15 protein-coding genes are annotated in these 17,376 nt (G+C 67.7%); 2 read left to right on the top strand and 13 right to left on the bottom strand.

Annotation, left to right across the window (positions count from 1 at the left end):
• Positions 1-9 precede the first annotated feature (9 nt).
• From BSE24067_RS19625 to BSE24067_RS19595, 7 genes are all read right to left on the bottom strand, one after another.
• Complete coding sequence (locus BSE24067_RS19625) at positions 10-1,146, bottom strand: glycosyltransferase family 4 protein (protein ID WP_151066734.1); 1,137 nt, start codon at positions 1,144-1,146, stop codon at positions 10-12.
• Positions 1,147-1,279: 133 nt separating this feature from the next.
• Positions 1,280-2,239, bottom strand: a complete 960-nt coding sequence (locus BSE24067_RS19620) for a glycosyltransferase family 2 protein (RefSeq protein WP_151066732.1) — start codon at positions 2,237-2,239, stop codon at positions 1,280-1,282.
• A 62-nt stretch (positions 2,240-2,301) separates the two neighbouring features.
• On the bottom strand, positions 2,302-4,527 hold the full coding sequence (locus tag BSE24067_RS19615; protein ID WP_151066730.1) for a polysaccharide biosynthesis tyrosine autokinase: 2,226 nt from the start codon (positions 4,525-4,527) through the stop codon (positions 2,302-2,304).
• 50 nt (positions 4,528-4,577) lie between these two features.
• A complete protein-coding gene (locus BSE24067_RS19610; protein WP_151066728.1) occupies positions 4,578-5,756 on the bottom strand; it encodes a polysaccharide biosynthesis/export family protein in 1,179 nt (392 codons plus the stop codon).
• Complete coding sequence (locus tag BSE24067_RS19605) at positions 5,750-6,193, bottom strand: low molecular weight protein-tyrosine-phosphatase (RefSeq protein WP_151066726.1); 444 nt, start codon at positions 6,191-6,193, stop codon at positions 5,750-5,752. The genes BSE24067_RS19610 and BSE24067_RS19605 overlap by 7 nt, the downstream gene beginning before the upstream one ends.
• A gap of 65 nt (positions 6,194-6,258) precedes the next feature.
• Positions 6,259-7,674, bottom strand: a complete 1,416-nt coding sequence (locus BSE24067_RS19600; protein WP_151065461.1) for a UDP-glucose dehydrogenase family protein — start codon at positions 7,672-7,674, stop codon at positions 6,259-6,261.
• A gap of 72 nt (positions 7,675-7,746) precedes the next feature.
• A complete protein-coding gene (locus BSE24067_RS19595; protein WP_151065462.1) occupies positions 7,747-9,120 on the bottom strand; it encodes an undecaprenyl-phosphate glucose phosphotransferase in 1,374 nt (457 codons plus the stop codon).
• Positions 9,121-9,320: 200 nt separating this feature from the next.
• Here BSE24067_RS19595 and BSE24067_RS19590 point away from each other — a divergent pair, with 200 nt between their 5' ends.
• A complete protein-coding gene (locus BSE24067_RS19590) occupies positions 9,321-9,488 on the top strand; it encodes a hypothetical protein (RefSeq protein ID WP_170297496.1) in 168 nt (55 codons plus the stop codon).
• A 72-nt stretch (positions 9,489-9,560) separates the two neighbouring features.
• Positions 9,561-11,087 (top strand): mannose-1-phosphate guanylyltransferase/mannose-6-phosphate isomerase, encoded by a 1,527-nt coding sequence (locus tag BSE24067_RS19585; protein WP_151065463.1) that lies wholly within the window; start codon positions 9,561-9,563, stop codon positions 11,085-11,087.
• 128 nt (positions 11,088-11,215) lie between these two features.
• Here BSE24067_RS19585 and BSE24067_RS19580 read toward each other — a convergent pair whose 3' ends face one another.
• The 6 genes from BSE24067_RS19580 to BSE24067_RS19555 all read right to left on the bottom strand — a co-directional run bounded on the left by BSE24067_RS19580 (position 11,216) and on the right by BSE24067_RS19555 (position 17,366).
• A complete protein-coding gene (locus BSE24067_RS19580) occupies positions 11,216-12,157 on the bottom strand; it encodes a transposase (protein WP_151065464.1) in 942 nt (313 codons plus the stop codon).
• A gap of 717 nt (positions 12,158-12,874) precedes the next feature.
• On the bottom strand, positions 12,875-13,456 hold the full coding sequence (locus BSE24067_RS19575) for a DUF3501 family protein (RefSeq protein ID WP_151065465.1): 582 nt from the start codon (positions 13,454-13,456) through the stop codon (positions 12,875-12,877).
• Positions 13,457-13,518: 62 nt separating this feature from the next.
• On the bottom strand, positions 13,519-14,856 hold the full coding sequence (locus BSE24067_RS19570; protein WP_151065466.1) for a heterodisulfide reductase-related iron-sulfur binding cluster: 1,338 nt from the start codon (positions 14,854-14,856) through the stop codon (positions 13,519-13,521).
• Positions 14,857-14,976: 120 nt separating this feature from the next.
• Positions 14,977-15,399, bottom strand: a complete 423-nt coding sequence (locus BSE24067_RS19565; protein ID WP_040140994.1) for a rubrerythrin family protein — start codon at positions 15,397-15,399, stop codon at positions 14,977-14,979.
• A 285-nt stretch (positions 15,400-15,684) separates the two neighbouring features.
• Entirely contained in the window at positions 15,685-16,953 is a 1,269-nt protein-coding gene (locus tag BSE24067_RS19560; protein WP_151065467.1) for an RNA polymerase sigma factor, read from the bottom strand.
• On the bottom strand, positions 16,950-17,366 hold the full coding sequence (locus tag BSE24067_RS19555; RefSeq protein ID WP_151065468.1) for a VOC family protein: 417 nt from the start codon (positions 17,364-17,366) through the stop codon (positions 16,950-16,952). The genes BSE24067_RS19560 and BSE24067_RS19555 overlap by 4 nt, the downstream gene beginning before the upstream one ends.
• Between the last annotated feature and the right edge of the window lie 10 nt (positions 17,367-17,376).

Below are 17,376 nucleotides of genomic sequence, written 5' to 3'. Positions count from 1 at the left end.
GATCCTCACTCACCGCGACGACGCGCTCGAATCCGCGAGCGGCATCGCGAGGCCCGCGGGCGCCGGCGTGCGGCGCCCGCGCAGCATGTCGCGCGTGATCCGCACGTGCTGCTCGGCGAACGCCTGCGTGGTCAGGTCGCGCTCGCGCAGGCACGCCGCCGCGGCGCGCGCGCATGCGAGCGCCGCGACCGGGTCGGCCACGAAGCGATCGGCGGCCTCACGCATCGCCTGCGCATCGAACGCGGGCACGTACGCGGCCGTGTCGTGCGGGAAGTAATCGCTGAGACCGCCGACGTCCGACACGATCATCGGCTTGCCGACCGCCGCAGCCTCGAGCATCACGGTGATGCCCGACGCGTGGAAGTTCGGCCGCAGCGGCACGACGATCACGTCGGCCCATGCGTACAGTTCATGCTGCTTCGCGAGGCCCGATGCCGAGCCGATCCGCACGTTCGGCGCGTGCCATTCGCGCGGCACGCGGCGCCGCGTCGCCAACCGCACGTCGTAGCGCGCGTCGCCGCCGAACGCCGCGAGGAACGTGCGCCAGTCGCGATCGCGATCGTTGCCGATCGCGGCGATCCGCAGCGGCCGGTGCGGCTGCCACTGTTGCGGCTCGGCCGGCGGGAAATCCTGCGTGTTCAGCCCGTAATAGACGAATTCCGCTTCGCGCCCGAGAAAGCGGCGGCACAGCTCGGCGTTGTCGCGGGCGAGCGTCGTCAGCGCGTCGGCGCGTGCGAGCAGCTTGCGGTACAGCCAGCGGCGCGGGCCGCTGAAACCGTTCCACTTGTCGAACAGCCACACGCTCTGCGCGAGCAGCAGCGGGCGTTTGCCCTGCGCGCCGGCGAGCTTCAGGATCAGCGCGGCGGCGAGGTGCTCCTGCTCGGTGTGCGTCCAGATCACGTCGGTGTTCAGCAGCGCGGCGCGATTGCGCCACGCGTGCACGACGTCGAAGCCGAGCGCGGCCTTCAGCGCGCGGCGCGCGACGCTCGCGACGCGGCCCTCGCGGCGGTCCTCCGAATAGGTCAGCCTGAATTCGTCGGATTCGGCGTGGTGATAGCCGTACAGGCAGCCGATGTTCTCGCCTTTCCGGTAGGTACGCGGATCGGCGCCGTAGAACAGATGGACGTGAACCTTCGTGGAACTCATGTCAGCCTCCGCCGGGCCGTCGGACAGGCCGACGCTTCCGGGAGATGGGGGCACTGCGCCCCGCCAAGCGAACGTGGGGATTGCTTCATGTCGAGCCCTCCGGGAGTGGCCGTGCGCACCGCGCGCGGCCCGTTCAAGACGTCACCGGCGGCATTGCCGCACGGTGGGGGGCAAGCTCCGCGCGGCGCGCATCGCGTGCGCCGCGGCGCACCGCACGCCAGTGCTCGCGCACGCGGTCGCGCCGGGCGGTCGGCAGCGACAGCAACAGGTGCGCGAGACCGGGATAGACGCGCGTGCCGACGAGCGTCCACCACCACCACGCGATCTCGCGCCGCACCGGCGGCAGATGCTCGCGCAGGATCAGGTGCAGGTTGTACGCGCCGTTGCTGATCGCATTGAGCGATGCCGCGTCGCGCCGGTCGTCGTCGAACCGCTCGGCCGGGTAATGATCGACCGCGATCGCCGGGTCGTAGACGAGCTTCCAGCCGTCGCGCTGCACGCGCATGCTGAACGCCATGTCGTTGTGCACCTGCGCGCCGGCGCCGCGCAGCCGCGTGTCGAAACGCAGCCGCTCGATCGCCGCGCGGCGATAGCTCATGTTCGCGCCTTTGAGCATGTCGACTTCGCGCGCGCCGCCGACGCCGAGGTGATGGTTGCCGACGATCTTGCCGGACAGCGTGAGCTGGCCGACGAGCTCGCGCGACTCGTCGAGCACGCGACCCTTCTCGTGCACCCAGTCGCGGCCGCCGACCGCGCCGACGCGCGGGTCGGCCAGGAACACGGCCTCGATGCGCGCGAGCCAGTCGGCGCGCGGCGCCGCGTCGTCGTCGGTGATCGCGACGACGTCGCCGTGCGCGGATTCGAGCCCCTTGTTCAGCGCAGCGACCTGCCCCGGCACGTCGACCGGCACGATCCGCAGCGGCAGCGCGCCGCCGACCGACGGATCGGCGAGGCGCTCGTGCGTGGCATCGTCCTCCGGGCGCGCGACGACGATCACCTCGTCGGGCAGCCGCTGCTGGCGCTGCAGCGCCAGCAGGCAGCGCGCGAGGTCGGCGGGGCGCCGGTAGGTCGGAACGAGCACGGATATTTTCATCGGGGGTTCTCCAGTCGGCCGGGCAGGCGCGGCTCGCGCCGGCGCGGTGTCGTGAAATGCGATCAAGCGCTCAGGTATTCGTGGACGGCCGCATAGCCGCGGCCGTAGCCGCGCGCCTTCGGCGGCACGCCGTTGAAGATCCCGCCTTCGAGGTCGACGCCGGCGGTGCGCAGACGCTTGATCGCGTCGGCGATCTCGCCTTCGGTATGCATGCCCGAGCGCAGCACCAGGAACGTCGCGCCGGCCATGCGGCCGATGATGGTCGCGTCGGTCACGGCCAGCACCGGCGGCGAGTCGATCAGCACGACGTCGTAGCGCTTGCCGAGGCCTTCGAGGTATTGCGGCAGACGCGCCGACATCAGCAGTTCCGACGGGTTCGGCGGCCGCGTGCCGGCCGAGATGAACGACAGCCCCTGCACGGGCGTCTCGCGGATCGCTTCCTCGAGCGGCGACTGGTCGCTCAGCAGTTCGGACAGCCCCGGCTGCACGGTGAGGCCGAAGTAGCGGTCGAGCATCCCGCGGCGCATGTCCGCATCGATCAGCAGCACGCGCTTGCCCGAATGCGCGAGCAGCACCGCGAGGTTCACCGTCAGGAAGCTCTTGCCGATGCCCGGCGTCGGGCCGGTCAGCACGATCACGCGGTTCTTCGCGTCCATCATCGCGAACTGCATCGCGGTGCGCAGGCTGCGCATGCTCTCGACGCTCAGGTCCTTCGGACGCAGGCTCGCGAGAATCGGCCGCGCGCGGCCGCCGCCCTTCTCGGCCATCGCGTCGAGCTTCACCTGCTCGGCGCTTTGCGGCACCAGCCCGTACAGCGGCAGGTTGAACGTGCGTTCGACACGGTCCGGATCCTCGATGCCCTGGAACAGGTTGCGGCGCAGGAACACGACGCCGGTGCCGAGAATCAGCCCGAGGAACACGGCAGCCGACAGGATCAGCACCTTCTTCGGCTTGACCGGCTCGCCCGGACGCATCGCCGAATCGACGAGATGGATGTTGCCGCCCGTGCCGGCCTTCTGCACCGACAGCTCCTGCACGCGGTTCAGCAGCAGCACGTAGATGTCCTCGGCCACCTTCGCGTCGCGCTGCAGCTGCACGGCCTTCACTTCGGTCGCCGGCAGGCTGCGGAAGCGGTTGCTGAACTTGTCCTTCTCGGCCTGCAGTTCCGCGAGCTGCTGCTTCGCGGCGATCACCATCGGATGCGAATCGGTGAAGCGCTGCGCGAGCGATGCGAGCTGCAGGCGCTGCGCGGCGATCTGCTGCTCGTACTGCACGCTGCCTTCGAGGTAGACCTTCGCCTCGTCGCTCGCGTTGATCGAGCCGGACGTGCGCTGGTACTGCGTCAGCGCGGCTTCCGCGCGCTCGAGGTCGGCCTTCAGGCGCGGTTCCTCGCCCTTCAGGAACTCGAGCATCTTCGTCGCTTCGGCCTGCTTTGCGATCACGTGCTGGTTCAGGTACGACTGCGCGAGCGCGTTCGCGATCGCGGCGGTCTGGTCCGGATCCTTGCCTTCGAGCGAGATCTGCACGACACCCGTCTGCTTGCCCTGCTCGCTCACCTGGATGCCCGACTGGAAGCCGGTGATCGCGTCGAGGTCGTTGTAGCGGACCACGGTGAACTGCGTGCCCGGACGCGCGACGAGCTTCTGCACGAGCAGCGTGACGCCGCCGCCCTGCTCAGACTCGCCGACGCGGCCCGACAGCAGGCGGCGGCCGTCCGGGTCGACCAGCGTGTACGTGCCGTTCGGGCCGGCGGTCAGCGTCATCTTCTTGCCTTCGAGCGCGGGCACGACGTTGATCGAGTCGATGTCGGCCATTTCGCCGCCCCACGCATACGAGCGCAGCCCGAACCACGCACGCGACGGCTCGCCCGGCGTCGCGACGCGCGCGGCCAGGCTGCCGATCAGCGGCAGCGTCTTCGGCACGATCGAGAAGTTCAGCTTGAACTGCTCGACGACCGGCGCGACGACGCCGCGGCTCTTGATGATCTCGATTTCCGCATCGGTCGGCGCCTGCTGCGGACCGCTGTTGATCATCGCGCCGGTCTGCGTCTGCGTGAGCGCCTGCGTCGTGTTGTCGTTGCCCTCGACCCGCACGTGCACGTCGGCCTGATAGACCGGCTTCGCGACGTAGCAATACAGACCGGCGAGCGCGATGACCGTCACCGCGATGCCGAGCAGCAGCCAGATGTCGTCCATGATCACCTGGAGCAGCTGGCCGAGGACGACGTCCTCTTCCTCGGTTTTCGCGTTCAGGTCCGCGTAGGAGTGTTTCGCTTGCGTGTTCACCATTCGTTCCCGCTTGAGTGGTGCCGGGGCGGAGGCGCCGCCCCGGCGGGCTATCAGCGCGTGATCTGCCGCATGTAGAAGATCGTCTGGATCGTCGGCAGCACCTGCTGCAGCACACGGTTGAACTGCACCGAGCTGGCCGTGCTGACGTAGACGACGTCGAGCGGCTGGAGCGGGAAGCGGCTCGACAGCATCAGCGCATCCGGCTGCGTCATGTCGAGGCGGAACACTTCCGGCTTCGTCGGGTTGTCACGCATCCCGCGCATCACGTAGATCTTGCGCGGGTTCGCATCGGTGTCGAGGATGCCGCCGCCGGCCGTCAGCGCGTCGGCGATGGTCAGCCTGCCCTTGAGCATCGGCACCGTGACCGGCGTCTTCACCTCGCCCATGATGAACACGCGGCTGTCGCTGCGGTCCGGCACGTTGACGATGTCGCCCGGCTGCAGCATCACGTTCTGCTTCACCTCGCCGCGATCGAGCACGCCGTTCGCGTCGAGCGTGTACAGCTTGCCGTCGCGCGTCAGGCGCACGCGCTGCAGGTCGGCCTCGGCGGTCGAGCCGCCCGAGCGCGAGATCGCGTCGACCAGCGTCAGCGGCACGTCGCTCACCGCGAGCGGGCCCGGCTGCTTCACCTCGCCCGTCACCTGCACCTTCTGGCTGCGGAACGACAGCACGCGCACGTCGAGCTGCGGATTCTTCACGTAGCGCGCGAGCGTCGATGCCATCTGGTCGCGGATCTGCGCGACCGTCTTGCCCGCCACGCGAATGCGGCCGACGAACGGGAAGAAGATCGTGCCGTCGGCGGCGACCGTCTGGCCGTACGGATCGGCCTGGCCCGGGAGCGCGGTCGTATACGGCTGCTGCAGCGCGCCCGCGACCGACTGCGTCGTGTTGCCGCCGCTCGAGAACGACTGGCCCTGCGGCGTCGTCAGCTCGGGGTGATCCCACACCGTGACGCCGAGGATGTCCTGCGGGCCGACGTGATACACGTACTGCGACGGATCGGTGTAGCGGCCCGGCGGCAGCGGATGCTCGACCTGCTGCTTCTGCAGCTGATCCATCACCAGCTTCGCGTCGATGTAATGAACCGGATAGGTTTCAGGCTGGCCCTGCCGGCCTTCGTCCTTCAGGTTCGACGAGTCGAGATAGTTGCCGGGCGCGCTCGCGCAGGCCGACAGGAAAGTCGTCAGCGCGACGGCGAGCGCCAGCGGGCGCATGGGACGTTTCAGCATAGTTTTTGCAGCCATCCTTGAACCAGACGTTCGATCAATGAGTAGCTCTCGCGATAGTCGGCCTCAGGGCCGCCATGCGGATCCGCGATCTCGGCGTCCTCCCACTTGCCGAGCAGGTGGACCTTGCCGCGCGCGAACGGATCGACCGCTTCGACGGCCTTGATCTGATCGCGCTCGCTCACGAGAATCAGGTCGGCGTCGCGCACGATCCGGCGCGACAGCCGACGCGACCGGTGCGTCGTCGCATCGACGCCGCGCTCGGCGAGCAACCGCCGCATCACCGGATCGATGCCGTCGCCGTCGTTCGCACGCACGCCGGCGGAGTGAAAGGTCACGCGCGGGCCGCCGCGCGACGCGGCGTGCGACTTGAACAGCATCTCCGCCGCCGGACTGCGGCAGACGTTCGCGTGACAGACGATCAGGATGTTCCGGAACATGGCAGCTCGAATCGGTAACGGGTAACGGCGTGGTAACGACGACGGGCGGCGCGGCGGCGCGGCGCTTACGCGTTCGCGCGCGCGGCGCCCGGCACGCGGGCGGCGACGGCCTGGCGCGAGCCGGGCCGGCCGATCGGGTGATACTCGATGCCCTGCTCGCTCATCGTCTCCGGCTCGTACAGGTTGCGGCCGTCGAAGATCACCGGCGACTTCCACAGCCGGCCGAGCGCGACGAAATCCGGGCTCTTGAACGCCTTCCATTCGGTGACGATCACGAGCGCGTCGGCGTCGCGCGCGGCCTGCGCCTCGTCGTCGGCGAACGTCAGGCGTTCGAGCCAGCTCGGGTGGTCCGCGAGATCGAGCGCAAGCACGCGGCGCGCTTCCTGCTGCGCGACCGGGTCGTACGCGGCGATGCGCGCGCCGCGCGACAGCAGCTCGGCGATCAGCTCGCGGCTCGGCGCCTCGCGCATGTCGTCGGTGTTCGGCTTGAATGCGAGACCCCAGATCGCGAACGTGCGGCCGGTCAGGTCCTCGCCGAAGCGCGCGACGATCTTGTCGGCGAGCACGCGCTTTTGCGCGGCGTTGACCGACGACACCGCCTTCAGGATCTGCAGCGACTGGCCGTGCTCGTCGGCCGTGCGGATCAGCGCCTCGACGTCCTTCGGGAAGCACGAGCCGCCGTAGCCGCAGCCCGCATACAGGAAGTGATAGCCGATGCGCGGATCGGAGCCGATCCCGCGGCGCACGGCCTCGATGTCCGCGCCGAAGCGGTCGGCCAGGTTCGCGAGCTCGTTCATGAACGAGATGCGCGTGGCCAGCATCGCGTTCGCCGCGTATTTCGTGAATTCGGCCGAGCGCACGTCCATGTACAGCGTGCGTTCGTGGTTGCGGTTGAACGGCGCATAGAGCTTCTTCATCAGTTCGCGCGCGCGCTCGCCCGGCACGTCGTCGTCGCAGCCGATCACGATGCGGTCCGGCCGCGTGAAGTCGTCGACCGCCGCGCCCTCCTTCAGGAATTCCGGATTCGACACGACCGAGAACATCTGGCCGTCGTCGCCGCGCTTCGCGAGTTCCTCGGCGACCGCCGCGCGCACGCGCTCGGCCGTGCCGACCGGCACCGTCGACTTGTCGACGATCACCTTGAAGCCCTTCATGTAGCGGCCGATGTTGCGCGCCGCCGCGAGCACGTACTGCAGGTCGGCCGAGCCGTCCTCGTCCGGCGGCGTGCCGACCGCGATGAACTGCACGTCGCCGTGCGCGACCGCGGCCTCGATATCGGTGGAGAAGCGCAGGCGGCCCGCGGAGCGGTTGCGCGCGATGACTTCCTTCAGGCCCGGCTCGTGGATCGGCACGCCGCCGCCGTTCAGGATGTCGATCTTCGCCTGGTCGACGTCGAGACAGAACACGTCGTGCCCGATGTCCGCGAGACAGGCGCCAGTGACAAGTCCTACGTAACCGCTGCCGATGATAGTCAGATTCATGATGTGTCGGACCTCGTGACCAATGATTCGAAATTCGTGAAACCGGAAGGTGCGCGCGATGGCGCGCCACTGTCAGTAAGCGTTGCTGCCGGTGAAGCCTTTCCACAGCGTCAGCACGACGATCTTGATGTCGAGCCAGAACGACCAGTTCTGCATGTAGTACAGATCGAGCTTCACGCGTCCCATCATCTTCTCGATCTGGTCGGTCTCGCCGCGGTAGCCGTTGATCTGCGCCCACCCGGTGATGCCCGGCTTGATCCGGTAGCGGAACATGTAGCCCTTCACCAGATCCTTGTAGATGTCGTCGTGCGCGAGCGCATGCGGCCGCGGGCCGACCACCGACATCTCGCCCTTCAGCACGTTGATGAACTGCGGCAGCTCGTCGAGGCTCGTGCGGCGCAGGAAGCGGCCGACCGGCGTCACGCGCGAGTCGTTCCGCGTCGCCTGCGTGACCTGTCCGGCGACTTCCTGATGCACCTTCATCGAGCGAAACTTGTAGATCTCGAACTCGTGCCCGTCGATGCCCTTGCGCTTCTGGCGAAAGAACACCGGGCCGGGCGACGTGAGCTTGATCAGGCACGCGATCACCAGCATCAGCGGCGCGAGCATCGTCAGCGCCGCCAGCGCGAACAGCCGGTCGAACACGAACTTCGGCAGGATCCGCACGTCGGTGATCGGCGACGCCGCAAGGTTGATCGCGGGCACGCCGAGCAGCTCCACCACCTCCTGGTTGAAGAACGACAGCGTGCGCACGTCCGGGATGAAGCGGATGTTCACGAAGTCGTGGCGAAACACCGTCACGATCTGATGGATGCGCCGCTCCTCCGTGATCGGCAGCGTGAGCCACAGCTCGCTGATCGCGCGGCTGCGCACCAGCCACACCAGCGATTCGAACTGCCGCTCGATGCGCACGTCGTCGAGCGCGACCTCGCCCGGCGCCTCGCTTTCGTCGTACACGCACACCGGGTTGAAGCCGGCTTCCGGCCGCGCCCGCATCTGCGCGATCAGCCGCCGCGCGGCCGGCGTGCCGCCGACGATCGCGACCGCCTTCAGGTTGTAGCCGCCGCGGCGGAGCTGCCGCAGCACGACGTGCACGCAGGCCTTCGAGCCCGCGAGCAGCGCCATCGTGACGAGCGCCCAATAGCCGAGCCACAGCCGCGACAGGTCGCCCGACTGGTGAAAGCTGAAGCTCATCAGGATGCCGGCGAGTTCGACGACGAGCCACGCGAACGCAACGCGGACCACCAGCCCGACGAGACGCTTGCCGCGCCACGACTGATAGATGCCGACGGCCGGAAAGAACACGACGACGAGCAGGCAATCGAACAGCACCGTCGTGCGCTGCAGGTCGCTGAGCCAGATGCTGCCGCCGTGCAGCGCGGCGGCGATCAACGCCCCCAACACGACCATCGCGATATCGATGACTCTCGCCAGCACGCTCAACATGTCTGCTTCCTCTTCTGTGAACAGGCGTTAGCCGAACAGCTCCTTGCGCAACCCGTGCCGCGCATCCGATTCAAACGTTGCATGACGCTATTGAAGCGACAAGAAAATTCCGCCTCAAGCGCACAAGTATTTCGAAAAATAATCGGAAATTCTTGCCGCGATATTCTTGAATTAATTCGGCACGTTTTCCCGAAACGGGCGTGGAGCGCGAATGCTTCGGCAACTTTTCGGTTCCCGCCAACGCCTTGCGGGAAGGGCTGCCAGCCCGGCTCACCGAATTATTTTTTAATTTTTTGTTTGCGCCGGATGCTATCGCGGAAATTTTTCCCGGATACGTGCGCGACGAGTGCGCGACAAATATCGCGTGAGGAACGCCGGTTTTATTGTCGATTTACTTCATGCTACAAAACAGGCACTGACTTCAATCGAGGAGAGTGTCCATGAATGCTCCGGACGTGTTAGCCGATACGCGCCCTTCTTCTTCCGCCGCAGCCGATGCCGGGTCGCGCGTCGCGGTGCAGCCGGTGATCCTTGCCGGCGGTTCGGGCACGCGTCTGTGGCCAATGTCGCGCGAGCACTATCCGAAGCAGCTGATCGGCCTGCTCGGCGACCACTCGCTGCTGCAATCCACCGCGCTGCGGCTCGACGGCCTGACGACCGGCCATCCGCTGAACGACGACGTGCTGATCGTGTGCGGCGAGGATCACCGTTTCACCACCGCCGAACAACTGCGCCTGACCGGCAAGCGCGCGTCGATCATGCTCGAGCCGCTCGGCCGCGACACCGCGCCCGCGCTGACGCTCGCCGCGCTGCGGATCGTCGCGGGCGGCGCCGATGCCGTGATGACCGTGATGCCGGCCGACCATGCGGTGGCCGACCTGCCGCGCTTTCACGCGGCCGTCGCAGCCGGCGTGCACTGCGCGGCGCAAGGCAGGATCGCGACGATGGGCATCGTGCCGGGCCGCGCCGAAACGGGCTACGGCTACATTCGCGTCGGCGCGCCGCTCGGCGATGCCGGCACCGGCAATCTCGACGTGCGCCGTCTCGACCGCTTCGTCGAAAAGCCCCACCTCGAGCTCGCTCGGCAATACGTCGCGTCCGGCGAATACTGGTGGAACAGCGGCATCTTCATCGTGCGCGCGTCGGTGTGGCTGAACGCGATCCGCCAGCTCGAACCGGAGATCTACGCGGCATGCGAACAGGCCGTCGCGCGCGGCAAGGAAGACGGCGACTTCTTCCGCGTCGATCGCGACGCGTTCGCCGCGTCGCCGTCGAACTCGATCGACTATGCGGTGATGGAGCCGCTCGCGAACCAGCCGCAGCTGTGCGAAAGCGTCGTCGTGCCGCTCGACGCGGGCTGGTCCGACGTCGGTTCGTGGGACGCGATCTGGCAGATCCTGCCGAAGGATGACGCCGAGAACGTCGGCCGCGGCCGCGTGCTGTTCGAAGACGCCGAATCGACGTTCGCGCATGCGGAAAGCCGGCTCGTCGCGTGCGTCGGCACGCAGAACCTCGTCGTCGTCGAAACGCCGGACGCCGTGCTCGTCGCCGACAAATCCCGCGTGCAGGACGTGAAGAAGATCGTCGGCCGCATCAAGGCCGAACGCGGCGCGGAAGCGACCGATCACCGCAAGGTCCATCGCCCGTGGGGCCACTACGATTCGGTCGACAACGGCGAGCGCTTCCAGGTGAAGCGCATCGTCGTGAAGCCGGGCGCGCGGCTGTCGCTGCAGATGCACCATCACCGCGCCGAACACTGGATCGTCGTGCGCGGCACCGCGCGCATCACGCGCGGCGACGAAACGTTCCTGCTGTCCGAGAACGAATCGACGTACATCCCGCTCGGCGTGTCCCACCGTCTCGAGAACCCCGGCAAGATGCCGCTCGAGCTGATCGAAGTGCAGTCGGGCGCGTATCTCGGCGAGGACGACATCGTCCGCTTCGACGATACCTACGGCCGCCAGTGACGCGGTGCATGCCGGGCGCTTCGATCACGTGCCCGGCATCCGTCGCATCGGCAGACAAAACGACGGGCAAAAAAAACGCGCGGGCATCGTGATCCACGATGGCCCGCGCGTGTCCGCCCGGATGACGATCAGCCTACGCGATACGCATACTCGCGGCGCTCCGACTGCACCGGGTCGTTGCGGCTTTCGCCCAGCCCGCCCGTGCGGCGCTCGGCGATGAAGCGCTTGATGTCCGACTCCGCGCGCGCCAGCGCGGACAGGCCGGCCAGCACTTCGCTCTGCGGCACACGCACCGGTTCGTCGCTCGCACCGTGGCGATCGATCCACTGACGCGCCCAGTCGAGCGCGTACTGCTGCGCCTCTTCCGCGTCGGTGAAGCGCGGGCCGATCAGGCCCGAGCGTTCGACGCGCCGGTCGTCCTGCATGATCTCGGCCCACGCGCGGTACATCAGGTTCTGCACCGGCTGCGCGGTCCCGTAGATCGTATAGCCGCGATAGTCGTCGACTTGCGGCTCGGCCGTCGCGAAGCTCGCGGCGGACGGACGCCCGTGGCGCAGCGCCGCGGGTTGCGCGCCCGGCACCGCGAACGACACGGCGGCCGCTTGGTCCGCGCGCGCGTCGGCCCTCTCGGCCGCGGTCGCGCCCTCGCCCTCCCAAACGTTTGCCTGAGCGACCGGCAATTGCCACGACTCGGGGTTCTGCCAGAACACGCCGCGCAGACGGTCGTTGTCGGGCACCGGCTCTGCCCGGCACGTCGGCGCGGCCGGCGCGGGCGGCGGCGGCACGTATGCGAACGTGCGCCCGCTGAACTGCGTCAGCACGTCGATCATCTGCAGCAGCGTGCCGTTCGCGAGCCACTCCTCGTAGCGGCGGCGGCATGTCGGCCCAGACGGATAGCGTCCGGGCAGCTTGGACCACGCTTCGCCGGTCGTCAGGATCCACAGCACCGCGTTGGCGACCACACGTGGCTCCGCACGTGGACGGCCCCGGCGGTTCAACCGGATGGGTTCGTCGGCGATCAGTGCCGAAATCCGCAACCACTCTTCATCGTTAAGCTCATCGAAGAACATAGTTGATTTCTCCACGCAGCCAGGCCGGGGCTGCGATTGTCGGCGCCGTCGTCACGCATCGCGTCACGGGGCGACCCGGTTGCACATTATGGTTATCCGATTGTTGTGCATGCCGGCGCGACACCGCACTTTCCCGGTGCCGCCATTCCCGGCAATGGCGCACAAATCACGGTCTCACTCCAATGTGGGAATTTTTGTGCACGAAGCATACCATCCCTAGGGTTTATCTCAATATGACAATGACTTAATGTTACTCACTGAAACAACCTGCCAAGGAAGCGCAATCCATTTACCCTTGAATTTTTTTACGCGATCGTTATGCGTGCGGCTGGAAAGCCCCGTCCGGCGGGGCTTTCCGGGGTGTGCCAGCGGGCTGCGCCACGGCTGTTCGCGAGTGATCCGACCCTCGTCGGTAACAAACAGCGGGACTGCCGCCTAAAATCGGTAAATCAGGGATAAATTCGTAACAAGACATTCACGGATCGGTAAATCGTTCAAATTGCGCCGAACCGAATTATCTCCGTGCACAATCTTTTTATTGTTTCTCTGCGAGTCACGAAAGCGCGCTGACGTCCAATGCACATTGCTTCTCGGCATGCAAGCGCGGACACGCTTGTTACATCTTGGACGCGAAATGCGCACGGCGCCTGCCGGCGGACTGTGCCGCAGGGGCCGGCGAACGCAGTGGCCGCGATCGTTGCCCCGGCAACGAACGCGTCAGCGCAGATCACCGGCGAGCGATGCGGCCACGTCGGCATCCACGCGTTGCGGCGCGACCGTATAGGCCGAATGATCGCAGCCGATCGACAGCGCGGCGCCGTCCTTGAGCGCCGTGCGGATCGGCCCGCTCAATTCGAAGCGCACGAAGTGCACGGCCGACGTCTTCTCCGCGTTGTCGCGGTCGAGATCCTCGTCGGCGATCGCATACACGGCCGGATGGCCGTCCACCTGCAGGTACACGCGATCCTCGACGCCGATCAGCCGCGCGAGCGCCGCCCGCCGCTCGGCCTCGTGCTCGTATTCGATCTGCAGCGTCGCCTTCAGGTTCGTGCCGTCGGGCACGAGCGGCAGATAGGCTTCCAGCTCGCCTTCGATGCCGGCCTCGTCGAAGATCTTCTCGATGTGCAGCATCTCCTGGATCTGATAGCGGATCGTCGTCTCGTCCTCGAACAGCAAGCGCAGATGGTTGCCGAGCGCCACCGCGCGGCGGCGCTTGTACGCGACGAGCCGCGCGTGTTCGGCCTTGCGGATCTTCGCGTACGCTTCGAGCGTCAGCAGGGAGTTGCGGGTCAGCGTCATGGGATGTCCTCGATGTCGTCGGATGTCGTCGATGTGTTCGCAACGAAGGGGGTTCCAGCGCGTCAGATGCCGTACGCGCGGCGCAGCAGCGTGAGCGGATGCGCGAGCGGCGCGTCCGGCAGCCCCTTCTCGCCGATCCCCTGCACGATGTGATGACCGGCGAGCGCGCAGTCCGACGACACGACATCCGGCTTCGGCTCGGCCATCGCGTTGAACACCGGCGTGCCGATGCGCATCGCGTCCGCATGGAACGCCTTCTTCACGCCGAACGTGCCCGCGTGACCGGAACAGCGCTCGACGACGTTCACGCGCGTATCCGGCACGAGCGACAGCGTGTCGGCCGTCTTGCGGCCGATGTTCTGCACGCGCGCATGGCACGGCACGTGATACGACACGGTGCCGAGGCCCTGCTTGAAATCCGTCTTCAGCAAGCCGTCGCGATGCCGCGCGATCACGTATTCGAACGGATCCCAGAACGCATCGGCCACCGCGCGCACGGCTTCGTCATCGGGAAACATCAGCGGCAGTTCGCTCTTGTACATCAGCACGCAGCTCGGGATCGCGCCGATCAGCGCATAGCCGTCGCGCGCGTAGCGCTCCAGCACGGGGATGTTGACGGCCTTCTTCGCGGCGACACCGGCGAGGTTGCCCTGCTCGAGCAGCGGCATCCCGCAGCAGGCTTCGCGGCTGACGAGCTCGTACGGAATCTCGTTGTGCGCGAGGATCGCGAGCAGGTCGTGGCCGATGCCGGGCTCGTTGAAATTCACGTAGCACGTCGCGTAGATCGCGACCTTGCCGGGCGTGCGTTCGCCGTCGCGTACCGGCGGGCCGTCCGAGCGCTTCGCGGCGCGGCGAAATTTGCGCGGCGCGAATTCCGGCAGCCACGCATTGCGGTCGACGCCCAGCACCGCTTCGAGCGCGTGGCGCGCGGGCGGCGTGCGATTCACCGCGTTCACCGCCTGCGTGACGATCGGAATGCCCGCGAAATGGCCGAGCGCGTCGGTGTTCGACAACACCTCGTCGCGCAGCGGCGCTTCGCCGCGCTGGTAGCGGGCCGCCTTCGCGCGCAGCATCAGGTGCGGGAAGTCGACGTTCCATGCGTGCGGCGGCACGTACGGGCATTTCGTCATGTAGCAGAGGTCGCACAGATAGCACTGGTCGACGACCTTGCCGAACGCGGCCTTCGGCACTTCGTCGACGTCGCCCATCGGTGTGTCGTCGACGAGGTCGAACAGCGCGGGAAACGCGCCGCACAGCGACACGCAGCGCCGGCATCCGGCGCAGATGTCGAAGACGCGCGTCATTTCCGCGTCGATCGCGGCCTGGTCGTAGAACGCTTCGGACTGCCAGTCGAGCGGATGCCGGGTCGGGGCTTCGAGACTGCCTTCCTTGTGGGGCATGGTGCGCTCCAGCGTGGCGCGCATGCGCGCGGACGCACCGCCCGCGCGGCGGGCGGCGATCGACGCACGGCCGGCCGCCGGATGTTCCGCGCCGGTCGTGCGGGCTGGCGGCGGCTCGCGTCAGTCGACGAGCGCGTCCAGCGCCTTCGTGTAGCGGTTCGCGTGGCTGCGTTCGGCCTTCGCGAGCGTCTCGAACCAGTTCGCGATTTCGTCGAAGCCTTCTTCGCGCGCCGTCTTGGCCATGCCCGGATACATGTCGGTGTATTCGTGGGTCTCGCCGGCGATCGCCGATTCGAGGTTCAGCCGCGACGAGCCGAACGGCAGCCCCGTCGCCGGATCGCCGACGGCTTCGAGGTATTCGAGGTGGCCGTGCGCGTGGCCGGTTTCGCCTTCGGCGGTCGAGCGGAACAGCGCGGCCACGTCGTTCTGGCCTTCGACGTCGGCCTTCGAAGCGAAATACAGATAACGCCGGTTCGCTTGCGATTCGCCCGCGAATGCGGCCTTCAGATTCTCTTCGGTCTTGCTGCCCTTGAGTTGAGCCATTTGCGCCTCCGTTGAAGTCGGCGCGGCCGCGTGCGAAGCCGGGCCGATGATGTATGTGGGGAACGATGCGGGTGCGGAGCGCGCACGCATCGTGCTCTTCAATCTAGGCGCTTGCGTTCGCATCCCCCAATAGGCTTTTTCAATCCGGACGATAGGGGACGGATTTGGGGTCGGCTTGCGGCTTGCGGCTTGCGGCTTGCGGCTTGCGGCTTGCGGCTTGCGGCTTGCGGCTTGCGGCTTGCGGCTTGCGGCGCAGCATACCCATGCGGCGCCGCGAGTCACGCGTCACGCATCCGTCGCCCGCTTCAGCAGCAATTCCCTTTCGCGCTCGTTGCGGGTCAATTCGGCCGCGCGGCGGAATTCCGCCTTCGCTTCGTCCGCGCGCCCGAGCTTCGCGAGCAGGTCGCCGCGCACGCTCGGCAGCCAGTGATAACGCGCGAGCGCCGGATCGTCGCGCAGCACGTCGACGATCTCCAGCGCCGCGGCCGGCCCGAACGCCATTCCCACCGCCACCGCGCGGTTCAGCTCGATGACGGGCGACGGCGCGACCTCGGCAAGCGCGTCGTACAGCGCGACGATCTGCGCCCAGTCCGTCTCCGACGCATGCCGCGCACGCGCATGGCACGCCGCCAGCGCGGCCTGCAGCGCATACGGTCCGCGCACGCCGCCGAGCTTCGTTGCCCGGTCGAGCGCCGCGAGGCCGCGCCGGATCAGCAATGGATCCCACCGGCTGCGATCCTGGTCGAGCAGCAGCACGGGCCGCCCGTGCGCATCGGTACGCGCATGCATGCGCGACGCCTGCAGCTCCATCAGCGCGACGAGCCCGAGCACCTCGCTTTCGTCCGGCATCAGCCCGGCCAGCACGCGGCCGAGCCGCAGCGCCTCGTCGCACAGCGCCGGGCGCGTCCAGTCGTCGCCCGAGGTTGCCGCATGGCCTTCGTTGAACACCAGATAGATCACTTCGAGCACCGACGCGAGACGCGCGGGCCGCGCATCTGCGGCCGGCACCTCGAACGGCACGCGCGCCGCCGCGAGCGTGCGCTTCGCGCGCACGATGCGCTGCGCGATCGTCGGCTCCGGCGACAGGAACGCGCGCGCGATCTCGCCCGTGGTCAGCCCGCCGAGCAGCCGCAACGTCAGCGCGACGCGCGCATCGGTCGACAGCACCGGATGGCACGACGTGAAGATCAGCCGCAGCAGGTCGTCGCCGATATCGTCGTCGCGCGCATCGGCGATCGCGTCCGCGATGTCCGGGACGACGTGCGCTTCGAGTGCGTCCATTTCATGTCCGAGCTGGTCGCGTTTCGCCGCGTGCAGCGACTCCTGCCGGACCCGATCGAGCGCGCGCCGCTTCACGGCCGTCATCAGCCACGCAGCGGGGTTGTCGGGCACGCCATCGACGGGCCAGTGCTCGAGCGCCGCGACGAGCGTATCCTGCGCAAGCTCCTCGGCCACGCCGACGTCGCGCACCACCCGTGCGGCGCGGGCGATGATCTTCGGCGCCTCGATTCGCCAGACGGCCTCGATCGCACGATGGGTCGCCTCGCGCGTCACGACGCCGGCCCCTGGCCGGCCGCGTCGTGCTCCGCGTAGACCAGCCCCCATTCGTGGCCGTCCGGGTCGGCAAAGTCGTGGGTATACATGCCCGGATACGCGTGCGGCTCACGCGGCACCGCGCCGCCGGCCGCCCGCGCCTTCGCGACGAGCGCATCGACGTCGGCACGGCTGTCGCACGACAGGCACGGCAGCACCTGCACGTGCGTCGCCGGTTCGACCAGCGTCTTGCCGGTGAAGGTCTGGAAAAACGGCCGTACGAGCAGCATCACGAAGATCGCGTCGCCGACGCGGATGCACGCGCCCTGTTCGGTCGTGTACGCCGGCACGACGCCGAAGCCGAGCGCGACATAGAACGCCTTCGCGCGCGGCAGGTCGGCCACCGGCAAATTGATGAACACCATCCTGTGCATGAAGATCGCT

The sequence above is a fragment of the Burkholderia latens genome (assembly GCF_902499045.1).
GTDB lineage: Bacteria > Pseudomonadota > Gammaproteobacteria > Burkholderiales > Burkholderiaceae > Burkholderia > Burkholderia latens.
This window is presented reverse-complemented; position numbering and strand designations above follow the sequence as displayed.

What these genes read in the sequence shown, in the direction of transcription:
- BSE24067_RS19565 (WP_040140994.1), bottom strand. Translation starts at nt 15,399, where the DNA reads ATGGCTCAACTCAAGGGCAGCAAGACCGAAGAGAATCTGAAGGCCGCA.
- BSE24067_RS19600 (WP_151065461.1), bottom strand. Translation starts at nt 7,674, where the DNA reads ATGAATCTGACTATCATCGGCAGCGGTTACGTAGGACTTGTCACTGGC.
- BSE24067_RS19620 (WP_151066732.1), bottom strand. Translation starts at nt 2,239, where the DNA reads ATGAAAATATCCGTGCTCGTTCCGACCTACCGGCGCCCCGCCGACCTC.
- BSE24067_RS19625 (WP_151066734.1), bottom strand. Translation starts at nt 1,146, where the DNA reads ATGAGTTCCACGAAGGTTCACGTCCATCTGTTCTACGGCGCCGATCCG.
- BSE24067_RS19575 (WP_151065465.1), bottom strand. Translation starts at nt 13,456, where the DNA reads ATGACGCTGACCCGCAACTCCCTGCTGACGCTCGAAGCGTACGCGAAG.
- BSE24067_RS19605 (WP_151066726.1), bottom strand. Translation starts at nt 6,193, where the DNA reads ATGTTCCGGAACATCCTGATCGTCTGTCACGCGAACGTCTGCCGCAGT.
- BSE24067_RS19555 (WP_151065468.1), bottom strand. Translation starts at nt 17,366, where the DNA reads ATGCACAGGATGGTGTTCATCAATTTGCCGGTGGCCGACCTGCCGCGC.
- BSE24067_RS19595 (WP_151065462.1), bottom strand. Translation starts at nt 9,120, where the DNA reads ATGTTGAGCGTGCTGGCGAGAGTCATCGATATCGCGATGGTCGTGTTG.
- BSE24067_RS19580 (WP_151065464.1), bottom strand. Translation starts at nt 12,157, where the DNA reads ATGTTCTTCGATGAGCTTAACGATGAAGAGTGGTTGCGGATTTCGGCA.
- BSE24067_RS19570 (WP_151065466.1), bottom strand. Translation starts at nt 14,856, where the DNA reads ATGCCCCACAAGGAAGGCAGTCTCGAAGCCCCGACCCGGCATCCGCTC.
- BSE24067_RS19585 (WP_151065463.1), top strand. Translation starts at nt 9,561, where the DNA reads ATGAATGCTCCGGACGTGTTAGCCGATACGCGCCCTTCTTCTTCCGCC.
- BSE24067_RS19610 (WP_151066728.1), bottom strand. Translation starts at nt 5,756, where the DNA reads ATGCTGAAACGTCCCATGCGCCCGCTGGCGCTCGCCGTCGCGCTGACG.
- BSE24067_RS19615 (WP_151066730.1), bottom strand. Translation starts at nt 4,527, where the DNA reads ATGGTGAACACGCAAGCGAAACACTCCTACGCGGACCTGAACGCGAAA.